Annotated in this window: 10 protein-coding genes; 5 read left to right on the forward strand and 5 right to left on the reverse strand. The window is 63.9% G+C overall.

Annotation, left to right across the window (positions count from 1 at the left end; genetic code table 11):
* Nucleotides 1-134: 134 nt before the first annotated feature.
* Complete coding sequence (locus tag AC07VY_RS02805; RefSeq protein WP_495075749.1) at nt 135-257, reverse strand: hypothetical protein; 123 nt, start codon at nt 255-257, stop codon at nt 135-137.
* A 135-nt stretch (nt 258-392) separates the two neighbouring features.
* Here AC07VY_RS02805 and AC07VY_RS02810 point away from each other — a divergent pair, with 135 nt between their 5' ends.
* The 3 genes from AC07VY_RS02810 (at nt 393) to AC07VY_RS02820 (ending at nt 3,350) form a co-directional block, all read left to right on the forward strand.
* On the forward strand, nt 393-1,433 hold the full coding sequence (locus AC07VY_RS02810; RefSeq protein ID WP_495096202.1) for a M14 family zinc carboxypeptidase: 1,041 nt from the start codon (nt 393-395) through the stop codon (nt 1,431-1,433).
* On the forward strand, nt 1,430-2,179 hold the full coding sequence (locus tag AC07VY_RS02815; RefSeq protein ID WP_495096203.1) for an alpha/beta fold hydrolase: 750 nt from the start codon (nt 1,430-1,432) through the stop codon (nt 2,177-2,179). The genes AC07VY_RS02810 and AC07VY_RS02815 overlap by 4 nt, the downstream gene beginning before the upstream one ends.
* A 130-nt stretch (nt 2,180-2,309) precedes the next feature.
* Nucleotides 2,310-3,350, forward strand: coding sequence for a Stealth CR1 domain-containing protein (locus AC07VY_RS02820; RefSeq protein WP_495096204.1), 1,041 nt, complete (start codon nt 2,310-2,312; stop codon nt 3,348-3,350).
* Between the two features lie 44 nt (nt 3,351-3,394).
* Here the strand turns inward: AC07VY_RS02820 and AC07VY_RS02825 are convergent, their stop codons facing one another.
* The gene (locus tag AC07VY_RS02825; RefSeq protein WP_495096205.1) at nt 3,395-4,735 is read right to left on the reverse strand and encodes an MFS transporter; all 1,341 of its coding nucleotides are present in this window, start codon (nt 4,733-4,735) and stop codon (nt 3,395-3,397) included.
* Between the two features lie 52 nt (nt 4,736-4,787).
* A complete protein-coding gene (locus tag AC07VY_RS02830) occupies nt 4,788-6,062 on the reverse strand; it encodes a glucarate dehydratase family protein (RefSeq protein ID WP_495096206.1) in 1,275 nt (424 codons plus the stop codon).
* Between the two features lie 125 nt (nt 6,063-6,187).
* On the opposite strand from AC07VY_RS02830, the gene AC07VY_RS02835 reads away from it, so the two are divergent.
* Nucleotides 6,188-6,892, forward strand: coding sequence for a GntR family transcriptional regulator (locus AC07VY_RS02835; RefSeq protein ID WP_495075743.1), 705 nt, complete (start codon nt 6,188-6,190; stop codon nt 6,890-6,892).
* Nucleotides 6,893-6,984: 92 nt separating this feature from the next.
* Here the strand turns inward: AC07VY_RS02835 and AC07VY_RS02840 are convergent, their stop codons facing one another.
* Complete coding sequence (locus AC07VY_RS02840; protein WP_495096207.1) at nt 6,985-10,683, reverse strand: hybrid sensor histidine kinase/response regulator; 3,699 nt, start codon at nt 10,681-10,683, stop codon at nt 6,985-6,987.
* A gap of 181 nt (nt 10,684-10,864) precedes the next feature.
* Here AC07VY_RS02840 and AC07VY_RS02845 point away from each other — a divergent pair, with 181 nt between their 5' ends.
* Nucleotides 10,865-12,595 carry a methyl-accepting chemotaxis protein gene (locus AC07VY_RS02845; RefSeq protein ID WP_495096208.1) on the forward strand — a complete coding sequence of 577 codons (1,731 nt, stop codon included), beginning with the start codon at nt 10,865-10,867 and terminating at the stop codon, nt 12,593-12,595.
* Here the strand turns inward: AC07VY_RS02845 and AC07VY_RS02850 are convergent.
* Nucleotides 12,592-13,833, reverse strand: a complete 1,242-nt coding sequence (locus AC07VY_RS02850; RefSeq protein WP_495096209.1) for a zinc-binding metallopeptidase family protein — start codon at nt 13,831-13,833, stop codon at nt 12,592-12,594. The genes AC07VY_RS02845 and AC07VY_RS02850 overlap by 4 nt on opposite strands.
* Between the last annotated feature and the right edge of the window lie 219 nt (nt 13,834-14,052).

The raw sequence follows: 14,052 nt of genomic DNA on the forward strand, positions 1-14,052 counted from the left end.
ACTGTGCTGAAAGCTATCAAATTAAAAGCATTAAGATAGCGCAGCTAGAGCTTGTTGCGGCGTGGGCGACAGCACCAAACGGGGCACCTTGGGCACGCCAACCGCGCTCCAAAGCTTCATACATATTGGGTATCTCAGTGCCCGAAACGGCGCTGCTCCCAACGCGCCCGCTGCAAGGCCCACAGCTCCGCCAGGCCCCAGGCCAGGCAGGCGGGCACGGCGAATAAGCGCATCAGCGTGGTTCTGCGAAGCAGCATGTCGGGACTCCCCTTGGGTGGTGTGCAAACCACCTTAGGCATGCCATGTGACAGTGGCGTGTCAGCCGTGTAATAGCCGCACACCAGACCATATTTCGCACCGCGAAAGCGCCTGTGTGGCTATGCTGCGGTGCTGTGCCTGCCACTTCCTCCACCGCCCCTGAACTGCCCGAACTGGTGGCGTTGGAGCGCACCATCGCGCTGGGTGGGCAGCATCTGCAGGCTCGCACCGTGTGCACGGTGCACCTGCCCAGCGGCACCCGCTACCCGGTGCATGCCATTACGCTTGGCAACCCCTCGCTGGACGTGCCGGCCGTGGGCTACTTTGGTGGTGTGCATGGGCTGGAACGCATAGGCGCGGGCGTAGTCATCGCCTATCTGCACAGCCTGGTGACGCGCCTGCAGTGGGACAGCGCGCTGCACCGCCAGCTGGAAGCCGTGCGCCTGGTGTTCATGCCCATCATCAACCCCGGCGGCATGGCACTGGGCACGCGGGCCAACCCACGGGGGGTGGACCTGATGCGCAATGCGCCCGTGGAGGCGCGCGACCCCGTGCCCTTTCTGGTCGGGGGCCAACGTCTGAGCGCCCGCCTACCCTGGTACCGTGGCCGCTATGCGGCGGCCATGGAAGCCGAGAACCAGGCGGTGTGCGAAGTGGTGCAAGCCGAGCTGCTGTCACGCGCCTTCAGCGTATCGGTGGACTGCCATTCGGGCTTTGGCGTAAGCGACCGGCTGTGGTTCCCCTATGCGCATACCCGCACACCAATTGCACACCTGGCGGAAATGCATGCGCTCAAACGCATCTTCATGGAGTCGCACAGCCACCACCGTTATATTTTTGAGCCGCAAAGCCTGCAGTACCTGGCGCATGGCGACCTGTGGGACCACCTGTACCAGCAAGCCTGCAGCCAGTCGCCCGAACGCATCTTTCTGCCGCTGACGCTGGAAATGGGCTCCTGGCTGTGGGTGAAGAAGAACCCGCGCCAACTGTTCTCGCGCCACGGCATCTTCAACCCGCAAATTGCCCACCGCCAGCAGCGGGTGCTGCGCCAACACCAGTCCTTGCTGGACTTTCTGGGCCGCGCCGCGCAGGGGCACAGGCTGTGGCTGCCAAACGTGGATGCGCGCACCTACCACCACGCCCAGGCCCGGCACGACTGGTACGGCCCCAAATGAAGACCTGGCTACTGCTGCGCGGCCTGACGCGCGAGAGCGGCCACTGGAGCGGCTTCGTAGCGCAGCTCCAGGCCGCGCAGCCGGACAGCCGCATCGTGGCACTGGACCTGCCAGGCAACGGCAGCCTGTACGCACAACGCAGCCCCAGCCACATCAGCGCCATGGTGGCGCACTGCCGGGCCGCGCTGCAAGCGCAGCAGATCACCGGCCCGGTGCACATCCTGGCCATGTCCCTGGGTGCGATGGTGGCAGCCAGTTGGGCCAGCAGCGCCCCGCAGGAGGTGGCTGCCCAGGTGCTGGTCAACACCAGCCTGCGGCCGTTCAGCCCGTTCTACCAGCGGCTGCGGCCGCGCCACTACGGCCTGCTGCTGCGCCTGGCATTGGGGTGGGCATCCGCGCTGGACTGGGAGCGCAGCATTCTGCGCATCACCAGCCACGGCCAGCATCCAGACGTATTGGCACAATGGCTGAGGCTGCGCCAACAGCATCCGGTCACGCGGGGCAATGCGTTGCGCCAATTGCTGGCGGCGGCGCGCTACCAGGCCCCTGCTAGCCCGCCGCAGACACCCACCCTGCTGCTGGCCAGCGCACAGGACGGCCTGGTGTCGGTAAATTGCTCGCGCAGCCTGGCGCGACAATGGGGCTGCACCCTGCAGGAGCACCCTTGGGCCGGGCACGACCTGCCACTGGACGACGGCACCTGGGTAGCCCGCCAGGCGCGAGATTGGCTGCAGCACATAGCGTAGAAGTAAGTCAATTTAACGACTTTACAAAGAGACTCGGCAAATCTGGCTAATATGCGCGACTTGCCTGCGGGTGGCGCCCTCCTCCTTCTGGCCGCCCACAGGCTGTATTCCACGCAACAACCACGGGCCCATGGATCACTTTGCGTTTAACGAGCCAGCGATTGATGTCGTCTACCTGTGGGTCGATGGCAACGACCCCGTATGGCGTGCCAAACGGCAGCGTGCGGCCGCTGCCCTGAGCAGCGACACCCTGGACCACATGGCCTTGTACGGCAATGTGGAGGGCCGCTACCGCGACAACGATGAGCTGCGCTACAGCCTGCGGGCGCTGGAGCGCTTCTTTCCGCAACACGGCCATGTGTACATCGTGACCGACGGCCAGACGCCCTCCTGGCTGGAGCCCAACGACGGCCTGACGGTGGTGGACCACCGCACGCTGATGCCTGCGACGCAGCTGCCCACGTTTGACTCCGGCCATATCGAGTCCTATGTACACCGCATTCCGGGCCTGTCCGAACGCTACTTCTACCTCAACGACGACGTATTCTTTGGTGCACCTGTACACACCGCAGACTGGTTCTCGGCCGACGGCGTGTTTGTTGCCTGGTCGGACGAGCCCGCCGTCAGCGACGAGGCGCTGCGCCTCGATGCCACCGCGCTGGAAAACGCCTGCCGGCTGTCGCACCAGTGGTTGCGGGCGCATCCGCCGCTGAAGCCGGGCTACCAGCACACCTTCCGCACCTTTGCCCATGCGCCGCGCCCACTGCGCAAGTCGCTGCTGAACCTGCTGGAGCGCGAGGCGCCGGAGATGTTTGCCAGCGTGCGCTCCACCGTGTTCCGCTGCTGGGACAAGCCGGCCATCGTGTCCGACTTCGTGCTGCGCTGGGCGCTGGCCCATGGCAGGGCGCAGCTGCGCGAATACCGGCATATGCACCTGTCCACCGGCGACAGCAACAGCCAGGTCGGCCTGGCCCAGCTGGAGACCGCCATAGGCGCACTGGACTTCTTTTGCCTGAACGACACTACCGACAACACCATGCCGCAGGACCCGCGTCTGGCCCGCGTACGCAAAAGCCTGCAGCGCATGTTCCCCACGCCCTCGGGCTTTGAGCGCACAGCTTTGGGGCCAACGGATACACGGATGAAGCACATGCAGGGCGTCTATTCCTGATTGCCCGTTCAAGGTTTTAACCCGACGGCACCCGCAAATACCACTCAGATGGCCACGCCTCGTTCGGCGGCAGGTTTGCCCCCGCGCGGCGTCATGCGCGCAAAGAAGACCACCACTGCGGCGAGGATGGACATCGCAGCCAGCCCGGTCATGCCGCCCTCGATCGAGCCGCTTTGCTGCTCCAGGTAGCCAAAGGTGGCTGGCGCCACAAAGCCGCCGAGATTGCCGATGGAATTGATCAGCGCCAGTACCGCCGCCGCAATGCGTGCGTCCAGATAGCCCTGTGGAATCGGCCAGAACAAGGAAGATGCTGCCTTGAAGCCGATGGCCGCGAAACAGATGGCTACAAACGAGAACGCCGGACTGCCCTTGCCTGCGGCGTACATGCCCAGTGCCGCAATGACCAGCACGCAAGACACCCAGGCTTGCTGGAATTTGAAGCGCCCCGCCATGCCGGCGAAGAAATACATCGCCACGATGGAGATCAGCCAGGGAATCGAGTTGTACAGCCCCACCTGGAAGTCGTTCAATTGGCCCATCTTGCGGATGATGCTGGGCAGCCAGAAGGTGGCACCGTAAATGGTCAGGGAGATCGAGAAATAGATCAGGCAGAAGATCAGTATTTGTGGATCGCGCAACAAGCTCCAGACCGAGGGCTTGGCCGTGTGCATGGCGTCGCGCTCGCGCTGTTCCTCGGCGATCTCATCCACCACCGCGTCCTGCTCCGCGCGGCTCAGCCATTGCGCATCCTGTGGCTTGGAGTCCAGCCAGAACCATACAAAGCCAGCCAACACCACCGAGGCCATGCCTTCGATAAGAAACATCCACTGCCAGCCATGCAGGCCTGCGCCGTTGATCAGCATCAGCCCACCCGAAATCGGCCCAGACAGAACCGACGCCAGCGCAGATCCGCTGAGAAAGATCGCCATAGCCTTGCCGCGCTGGTCGCGTGGCAACCACTGGGTGAAGTAGTACAGCACGCCCGGGAAAAAACCCGCCTCGGCTGCGCCCAGCAGCAGCCGCATCACATAGAACGAAGTCTCGCCCTGCACGAAAGCCATGCCGGTGGCGGCCAGCCCCCAGGTGACCATGATGCGGGTCAACCACACCTTCGCACCAAAGCACTGCAGCATCATGTTGGACGGCACTTCAAACAGCGCATAGCTGACAAAAAACAGCCCGGCACCCAGTCCGTAGGCTGCCGCGCCTATGCCCAGGTCTGTCGCCAGATGCTGGCGGACAAAGCCGATGTTCACCCGGTCGATGTAGTTCACTATGAACATCACGACAAATAGTGGCAGCACATGCCACTTGATCTTGCTGACGGCGCGGGCCAGCGTATCGGCCCTGGCGGACCGGGACGCGGACGGATTGGATGTATTCATGGACTGGTTTCCTTATTGGCACGGGTGAGGCACTGATGGCCCTTGTTTCTGCTTAAAAACGCGGGTTCTTGCCGGTGAAGCTGGGCTCGTACTTCTGCATCTGCTTCAGGTCGTCGCGGTTGCGTACGCCACAGGACAGGTACTGCGCATGCAACTCGGCCAGGCGTTCGCGGTCCAGTTCCACACCCAGGCCGGGCGTGGTGGGTACGCGTACCGCACCGTTGTCGAACACCACGCGGCCGCCCTGGATGACCTCTTCCTCCTGCCAGGGGTAGTGGGTATCGCAGGCATAGGTCAGGTTGGGGATACTCGCGGCCACATGGGTCATGGCCATCAGGCTGATGCCCAGGTGCGAGTTGGAATGCATGGACATGCCCAGCCCCCACAGCGCACACATGCGGGCCAGGGTCTGCGTCACACGCAGGCCTCCCCAGTAGTGGTGGTCAGACAGCAGAACCTTGACCGAACCCATCTCGGCACCACGGCGGAAGTCCTCCATGGTGGTGATCACCATATTCGTGGCCAAGGGCAAACGGGTATGCGTGGCCAGCGTCGCCATGCCGGCCAGACCGGGGCAGGGGTCTTCGTAATACTCCAACAATTCGTCCAGCTCGGGTGCGGCCTGGATGCTGGTTTGCAGCGACCAGTTGGCGTTCGGGTCCAGGCGCAGAGGCAGGCCGGGGAAGGCCTGGTGCAGCGCGCGCATGCAGGCGATCTCGTGCGCCGGTTCAAACACGCCGCCCTTCAGCTTGATGCTTTGAAAGCCATACAGATCGATCATGCGGCGTGCCTGGGCCACGATTTGTTCCGGGCTCAGGCCTTCGCCCCAGGCATCTGGCGCATAGGGCTTGTCCACGTGCTCGGCGTACTTGAAGAAGAGGTAGGCGCTGTAGGGCACGGCATCACGCACTTTGCCACCAAGCAGATCCACGATGGGCGCGCCGACGATCTGGCCCTGCAAATCCAACATGGCGACCTCGAAAGTGCTGATCACCTTGGCTGCGTTCTTCGCTGTGTGCGAGCCCGGGGCCAGTTCAAACTCGATGGCCCCGACGCTGGGCTGGATGGTGGCACGTACCCGCTGTTCCATGGCGTTCAGGTCAAACGGCGACAGCCCCAACACCAGGGATTTGGCCTGCTCCAGCACGCGCAGCATGGGCTCATCGCCATAGGTCTCGGAAATGCCGACCCGCCCGTCGCTGGTCTCGCATTCAACGATGGAGCGCAGCGCCCACGGTTCGTGGATGCCGGCGGCATTTAGCAAGGGGCCGTCACGAAAGGCGATCGGGGTGATGCGGACATGGGTAATGGTGGTTTGGCGTGTCATGGAACGTGGCAGTAGTAGTGGTGGGGCATTTGCGCTAGACCCTCTATTAAAGTACTAATGTATTAGTGCGTCAGCAGGGTAAGTACTACCTATAATCCGCCTGGTTATTTCTGTAATAAGTGCTTATGCCAGCCAGCGATTCCCCACTACCGGTCACCCGTCTGGACCGTTCCCGCCACGCGGCGCCACAGGTTTTCGAGCGTTTGCGCGACATGATCTTGTCTCTGGAACTCGCCCCCGGCACGGTACTGTCCCGTGCCGAGCTAGCCAGCCGCTATGGTCTGAGCCAGACGCCGGTGCGCGATGCGCTCATGAAACTGGGCGAAGAGGGGCTGGTAGACATCTTTCCGCAGCACGCCACCGTGGTCAGCCAGATCAACGTGACCTCGGCACTGCAGGCGCACTTCCTGCGCCGCTCCATCGAGCTGGAAGTGGTGCGCACCCTGTCGGAACGGCGCGACGCCGGCTTGATCACGCAGCTGCGCACAACCATTGCGCGTCAGACCGAGCTGTGCGACCTGAAGAACTACGAGCAATTCGCGCTATACGACCAGGCTTTTCACCGCCAGATGTATGAAGCCGCCGGCGTGCCCGAGTTGTGGAACCTGGTACGCAGACTGAGCGGCCACATCGACCGGTTGCGCCGCCTGCATCTGCCGGTCGAGGGCAAGACCTTGGCGGTGGTGCGCGACCATACCGAGATCGTGGATGCCATTGAACAAGGCGATGCCACGGCCGCCCAAGCGGCGCTGCGCAAGCATTTGTCAGGTACGCTCAACCAGGTGGACCAGATCCGCACCAGCCATCCAGCCTATCTGGCAAACGACTGAGCGGTTGAACGGTTGAACGTTCAAAAATTCACTGCCAAAATGACCTACAGCGCAGGTTCTATCTGCGCAAGCAGCTCTTAATTCAATAGCATTCAGGCCTGCGCCTGCTCCAGCTGTTGCAGCGCAGCCCCGAAGTCGTAGCGCGCTATCGCAGCGGCGATGCCGGCGTAGGCGTCTTGCAGGCCGTGGCGCAGCAGGCTGGCGTGCTGCTGCAGCAACTCAATGGCTTCGGCATCGTCCTCCCGCAGCAGGCGGGCCAGTTGCGCACGCACGGCTTGGGCCTGCTCCAGATCCACCACCAGCGGCTCCGCTGGCGCACGCTCTGCCGGCAACAGCGGAGTGATGGCGGCAACCAGGGCGTCGAGCTGTTGGCGGGTGCGGTCGGCCAGGGCCTGCACCGTATCTGAGGGTTGGTGGTGAAGAGCCTGCTCCAGCGCCTCGGCCGCAGCCTGCAGAGCCGTGGCTCCAATATTGCCCGCCGTGCCCTTCAGCGTGTGGGCAGCACGCTCGGCGCTGGCGAGATCACCGGCCCGCAAGCGCTCCAGTACCGCATCCACCGCCCCGCCCTGGCCGGCAGCAAAGCTGCGCAACATGTCGAAGTAGCGCTGCGGCTTGCCCATGGCGCGGCGCAGGCCGGATGCCACATCCAGCCCGGAAATCGCACGCAAGGCGGCCATGTGGGCCTCGTCGGTCGGACTGCCAAAAGTGCCCTCGGTGCGCCGTACCTGGCCCAGGCCACGGTGCGGGCGTATCCAGCGGGCCAGAACGCGCCACAGCTCTTCGGGTTCTACGGGTTTGGTCACAAAGTCGTTCATGCCGGCATCCAGGCAGCGCTGGCGATCGGTGGCCATGGCATTGGCCGTCATGGCAATAACCGGCAGCGCGGTGCTACGGCTATCCTGGCGGATCAGGCGGGTGGCGCTCACACCGTCAAGCTCCGGCATCTGCATGTCCATCAGCACCAGGTCGTAGGTTTGGGTGGCATGCGACTGGGCAATCATGTCCAGCGCCTGCTGGCCGTTGTCGGCCAGGACCACCAGCATGCCAGCCTCGGCCAGCAGCTCGCTGGCGACCTGCTGGTTGAGGTCGTTGTCTTCCACCAGCAAGACCCGGGCACCGGCCAGGGGGGCCAGCGCATCCAGCCCGGCGCGGGCATCGTCCACCACGCGGGCCGACTGCACGCCGCGCCCCATGGCCTGCATCAGGGTGTCGAACAGCAGCGAGGCGTTGACCGGCTTGATCAGCAGATCCTGGATGCCGGCGTCGTGCGCGTTGGGTACCAATTCCTCGCGGCCGTAGGCGGTCACGAGTATGGGCTTGGGCTGTTTGGGTAAGGGCAGTGCAGCGATGGCGCGGGCGGTTTGCAGGCCGTCCATGCCGGGCATCTGCCAGTCCAGCAGAGCGATGTCGAAAGCCTGGGCCCGGGCCGCGGCGTCTCTGACCGCAGCCACCGCCAGCGCCCCGGAATGCACGACCTCCACCTCGAAACCCATGGCCTGCAGCATCTCGGCCAGCACCTGGGCGGCGTGCGCGTTGTCGTCCACCACCAGCACCCGGCGGCCGCGCAGGTCCAGGTCGGCCCGGCGCTGAGACGGGCGTGTGCTATCCAGGCCGACGCGGGCGGTGAACCAGAAGGTCGAGCCCTCGCCAAATTCGCTGCTGACCCCCACCGCGCCGCCCATGGCCTCGGCCAGCGCCTTGCTAATGGCCAGGCCCAGGCCGGTACCGCCGTATTTGCGGGTGATGGAGCTATCGGCCTGGCTGAAGCTCTGGAACAGGCGGCCTTGCTGCTCGGCCGTCATGCCAATACCGGTATCACGCACCTCAAAGCGCAACAGGATGTGCTCAGCCGTGCTGTCCTGCACGCGCACGGTAATGCTGATCTCGCCCTGCTCGGTGAACTTGACGGCGTTGTTGACCAGATTGATCAAGACCTGGCCCAGGCGCAGCACGTCACCGCTCAGACTTTGCGGCACGTCGGAGCGCACATCGCAAACCAGCTCCAGGCCCTTGGCGCTGGCCTTCTCGGCCACCACATTGGCTACGTTGTTCAGCAGGTCGTCCAGCGTGAAGGGCTGGTTTTCCACCGTCAGCTTGCCGGCCTCGACCTTGGAGAAGTCCAGAATGTCGTTGATCACGCCCAGCAGGTGCTGGCCGGACTGGTGGATCTTGCCCAGGTAGTCGCGCTGACGCGGCGACAGGTCGGTCTTCAGGGCCAGGTAGGACATGCCGATGACGGCGTTCATGGGCGTACGGATTTCATGGCTCATATTGGCCAGAAAGTCGCTCTTGAAACGGTTGGTGTCCTCGGCCAGCTCTTTGGCGCGACGCATCTCGGCTTCGGCGTGTTTGCGCTCGCTGATGTCATCCAGCAACCAGATCACCGCCTCCACATAGGCCGCCACGGCAACCCGCAAGCCGACCAGACGCCCCTCGAAAGTACTGCCATCGGCCCGGCAGAAGCTGCGCTCCAGCTCCACCCGCTCGCCATTGGCCAGCGGCAGCCCCACCTCGGCCTCAAACTCGGCAAAAGCCTGCGGCGTGTCAAACAGCATGGCCAGGCTGCGCTCACCCAGGTCCACGCCGGGCAGGCCGACGATGCTGGCAAAACCGGCGTTGTACTGGCGAATCAGGCCGTCAGCGGCGAACACTACGCCCGAGGGGATGTTGTCAAAAATGACTTGCTGCTGCTCGGTCACCTCGCGCAGGCGGTTTTCACGCTCCTTGATGGCGTCCACCACCTGTAGATAGCCGGTGAACAGCACCGAGCCATCAGGCAATGCCCGGGGTACCGAGGCGCAATGCACCCAGTGCGTGTTGCCATTCGGATGCCAGATGCGCAGGTCCTGCGCGGCGGGCTGCATATGCAGCAGGGCCTGGGCTTCCAGCCGCACCCGATCAGCCCGGTCGGCGGCATGGACCACGCGGTCCAGTTCCGCAGGATCGCGCAACACCGCGTCCACCGAGATACCCAGAATCTCCTGCGCCCGATCGCTCATATAGGTATAGCGGCGGCGGCCGTCGGGAAAACACTGCAGGCGGTACACCACCAGGGGCAGCGCGGCCGTGATCTCCTGCAGATCGGCCTGGGCAGCGCGTTGCACGGCCTCGGTCTCCAACCGGGCTCCCGCCTCCAGCACTTGCAGGCGCTGCGTCTGCGCCTGTTGACGGGCCGCCTCACGCTGGCGGTACTGCAGATAGAACGCCAGCACCAGGCCAAAGGTCAGCAATGCCTGGAACAGCGTCAACAGCCGGGTGGTGGTGGTCTGGCGATGCACCTCCACCGTACGCCGGTCCACCACCTCGGATGCGGACTGCGAGGCCTCCAGCGACAGATTGCGTATGGGCTCGCGCAACGTGGCCACATGGCTTTGCAATGCCAGCAGCTGCTCTCGGGTTGGAGGCTTGGCCGCCGGGTCCAATACCGCATCGGCCTGCGCGACAAACTGCTGTACCGAAGAGCGCACCTCCTGCATCAGCTTCTGGTTCCTCAGCAAGGCCGCCGACTCGCCGGTGTAGAGCGAAGCCACGCGGCTCACAAACAGGTCGTAGCGCAGCTGCAGCTCATCCTGGGCGGCATCCTGGGGACTGAAGATGCGGTGGTCCAGCGCAGCAGAGAAACGGAAATACTCAACCTCCAGCTGCACCACGCTCCACACCACGTCCCGGTCACCGCGCCGGCTGACCTGGCTCAAACCATCCTGCTGCTTCAGCTGGACGACCGCAATAGCCGCGTAAACGGCCAACAGTACGGCGATCAACAGGGCCAGGATTTTGCTGCTACGAGCCATAGAAAGAGATCAAACAGGCCCACGCGGGCGAATCCACACATTGTGGCGTACGGTGCCACCCCATGGCGATTGTCAAATTACTAATGCCTATTTGCAACAATGTGCAAGAGCGCAATCGCGCTTGTAATTCATGCACGGCGCTTGTACAAAGCAACACCTTCTACGCTACAAGGACCCCGCCATGGCAGCCTCCAGTTCCAACCTCTCCATCACCAAGCGCCTGGGTTTGGGATTCGCGTTCATTCTGCTGCTTTCGCTGATCTCCATGCTGGTGGGTATCAGCAAGCTCAACAGCTCGGCGGACTCGACCCAATACATGCTGAACAACCCGATCCAGACAGAGCGCATCATCAGTGACTGGTACCGGGACATCCACACCAGCGTGCGCCGCACCACGGCTATTGCCAAGAGCAGCGACCCGTCTTTGGCCACCTATTTCGCCCAGGATGCGGCCGAAGCCACCGAACGCTCCAGCAAGGCCCAGAAGGCTGTGGAAGCCCTGATGACGTCCGACGAGGAAAAGAAGCTCTTCGCCGCAGTGGGTGAGGCGCGAAAGACCTATGTCACCAACCGCGACGCCGTATCGGCCTTGAAGAAGGAAGAGAAATCCGAAGAAGCCAACCAGTTGCTGGAGCAAAAGTTTGTGCCTGCTGGCAAGGCCTATCTGGACGCGCTGGACGCGCTGATGAAGGCCCAGCGCCATGAAATCGACGTGAGTGCCCAAGGCATTGCCGACAACAACACCCAGGGCCGCAACCTGCTGATTGGCCTAGGGCTGTTCGGCGTGGTGTTCGGCGTGGGCTGCGCCTGGTGGCTGTCGCGCTCCATCATCCTCCCACTGGCCCAAGCCAATGGTGCGGCGCGCCAGGTAGCCACCGGCGACCTGACCGGGCATATCGAGAAAAGCGGTAACGACGAAGTCGGCCAGCTGCTGTCCAGTCTGCAGGACATGCAGGCCAACCTGGTCAAGGTGGTGTCCAGCGTACGCCAGGGGGCAGACGGCGTATCCACCGCCAGCGCCGAAATCGCCCAAGGCAATAACGACCTGAGCGCGCGCACCGAGAACCAGGCCAGCGCACTGGAGCAGACCGCCGCGTCCATGGAAGAGCTGAACTCCACCGTCAAGCAAAACGCCGACAACGCGCGCCAGGCCAACCAGTTGGCCATGCAGGCCTCCACCGTAGCCATACAGGGCGGCGAGGTCGTGGGCCAGGTGGTGCAGACCATGAAGGGCATCAACGAAAGCTCGCAGAAGATCGCCGACATCATCAGCGTGATCGACGGCATCGCCTTCCAGACCAACATCCTGGCACTCAATGCCGCCGTGGAAGCCGCCCGGGCCGGCGAGCAAGGCCGTGGTTTCGCCGTGGTGGCCAGTGAGGTGCGCAGCCTGGCCGGGCGCAGCGCCGAGGCCGCCAAGGAGATCAAACAACTCATCAATGCCAGCGTGGAACGCGTGGCCCAGGGCACGGTACTGGTGGACCAGGCCGGCACCACCATGACCGAGGTGGTTAGCTCCATCCGCCGCGTGACCGACATCGTGGGAGAAATCAGCGCAGCCAGCAGTGAGCAAAGCCAGGGTGTGTCCCAGGTGGGCGAGGCCATCAACCAGATCGACCAGGTCACGCAACAAAACGCCGCCCTGGTGGAACAGATGGCCGCTGCGGCAGGCAGCCTGCAAACCCAGGCCGCCGACTTGGTACAGGTGGTGTCGCTGTTCAAGCTGGAAGACAGCCACAGGGTGTCTGCGCCCTCGCGGCCCGCAGTGGCGGCGCCGCACCGCCCAGCCATGCCCAAGCCGCCAGCGGCACCCAAGGCATTGGCCAAAAAGCCTGCAGGCCCGCCGTTGGCCGCCCCGCGCGCCGCGGCACCGGTGGCCAAGCCCAACGATGACGACTGGGCTGCGTTTTAAGACGTAGTCTGCTGCGCCTGCGCCTGCGTTTGCGTTTGCGTTTGCATCGGAGCCGGCCCATCCGCCGGCCCTGGCTGGCGCGCCTGCAGCACCACGCAGTGGATGAACTGCAGCTTGGCCACCACGGCCGGTGTCAGCACAAAGGGGTAAAAGTCCGGCTCGCCCATGCTGCGCGACATCTCGTTGAGCACGCCGGTCAACTCCACCCAGCCATTGACGATCTGTAGAAAACCCTCGGCATCCGGGTTTTGCGGGCGCCACAGCGCATCGACCGTGAACGGCGCGTAGGGCAGCTCCACATCTTTCGCGTCCAGGCCAAAGCGCATGGCCGTGCCCAGGGTATCCACCATGTGCAGGTAGTGCGCCCAGGTCTCGGCCCAGTCTTCCCAAGGGTGGGTGCTGGCATAGCTGCTGACAAAATGCTGCGCCCAGTCGGGCGGCGGGCCCTGGGTGTAGTTGCGCTGCAGGGCCTCGGCATAGTTGGCCCGCTCGTCGCCAAACAGGCTGCGGTAGTCGTCCAGCCAGGTGCTATTTAGCACCAGCCGGTCCCAGTAGTAGTGGCCCACCTCGTGCCGAAAATGCCCTAGCAGGGTACGGTAGGACTCGCCCATCTGCGTGCGCACCTGCTCGCGACGGGCGTCGTCGGCCTCGTCCATATTCAGCGTGATCAGGCCGTGGTCGTGGCCGGTCAGCACCGGCTGCTCGGGCGTGGGCCGCAGGAAGTCAAACGCCAGGCCCAAAACCTCCGGCGCTTGCGCGTTGCGTGGCTCCACCGGCAAGCCCATGGCCAACAGCTGCGCCACCAGGTGGCGCTTGGCCATCTCCAACGCACGCCAGGCGGCCAGGTTCATGGGGTCCGACGGGTTGGACACTGTGCGGTTCAGGCTGCAGGCCAGGCACACCGTGCCGGGCGCTGCATCGCCCGACACCAGCCAATTGCAGCCCACCATGTCCAGATTGGCACAACGCCGAAAACGCGGCCCGTCAGGGGTGCTCCACAGTGTCCATTGGCCCGGCGCATCGGCCACTTGCGCCAATGGCTCCAGACGCGAGCTTTCAACCACAAAGCCCAGCGGCGTGCCGCAGGACAGGCAGGCACTGTTGCGGAAGAAGACCGGCCGCCCGCATTGGCACAGATAGGCACGCGAGGCACGGATGGCGCCGTAGTCCTCCGTGCGCTGGGTCCAGAAGCTGTCATGGGGGGCGAAGGGGCGGAAGACGGTGGTGAAGTAGTCCATGGCCGCAGTCTAGGGGTAATTAAGCGGCAGCTTTGCGTTCTGCGACATAGCCCCAAAGCAGCTCAGTAGATTCCCTATGCGCCTGGCATGGCTTTTGCAATATCGTCGGCACTTCTTGACCATTTGGTCAGGATTTGGACGCCCCCAGCCAATTCCGGGCATGGCGTGCTGCAGATTGGTGCAGTGCGCCCCACCTGGGAACCACAGCCACAGGAGTTA

This window comes from Rhodoferax sp. GW821-FHT02C08 (assembly GCF_059421805.1).

Coding starts and splice junctions, on each gene's coding strand:
- AC07VY_RS02805 (WP_495075749.1), bottom strand. CDS start 257: ATGCTGCTTCGCAGAACCACGCTGATGCGCTTATTCGCCGTGCCCGCC.
- AC07VY_RS02845 (WP_495096208.1), top strand. CDS start 10,865: ATGGCAGCCTCCAGTTCCAACCTCTCCATCACCAAGCGCCTGGGTTTG.
- AC07VY_RS02835 (WP_495075743.1), top strand. CDS start 6,188: ATGCCAGCCAGCGATTCCCCACTACCGGTCACCCGTCTGGACCGTTCC.
- AC07VY_RS02820 (WP_495096204.1), top strand. CDS start 2,310: ATGGATCACTTTGCGTTTAACGAGCCAGCGATTGATGTCGTCTACCTG.
- AC07VY_RS02830 (WP_495096206.1), bottom strand. CDS start 6,062: ATGACACGCCAAACCACCATTACCCATGTCCGCATCACCCCGATCGCC.
- AC07VY_RS02815 (WP_495096203.1), top strand. CDS start 1,430: ATGAAGACCTGGCTACTGCTGCGCGGCCTGACGCGCGAGAGCGGCCAC.
- AC07VY_RS02850 (WP_495096209.1), bottom strand. CDS start 13,833: ATGGACTACTTCACCACCGTCTTCCGCCCCTTCGCCCCCCATGACAGC.
- AC07VY_RS02825 (WP_495096205.1), bottom strand. CDS start 4,735: ATGAATACATCCAATCCGTCCGCGTCCCGGTCCGCCAGGGCCGATACG.
- AC07VY_RS02840 (WP_495096207.1), bottom strand. CDS start 10,683: ATGGCTCGTAGCAGCAAAATCCTGGCCCTGTTGATCGCCGTACTGTTG.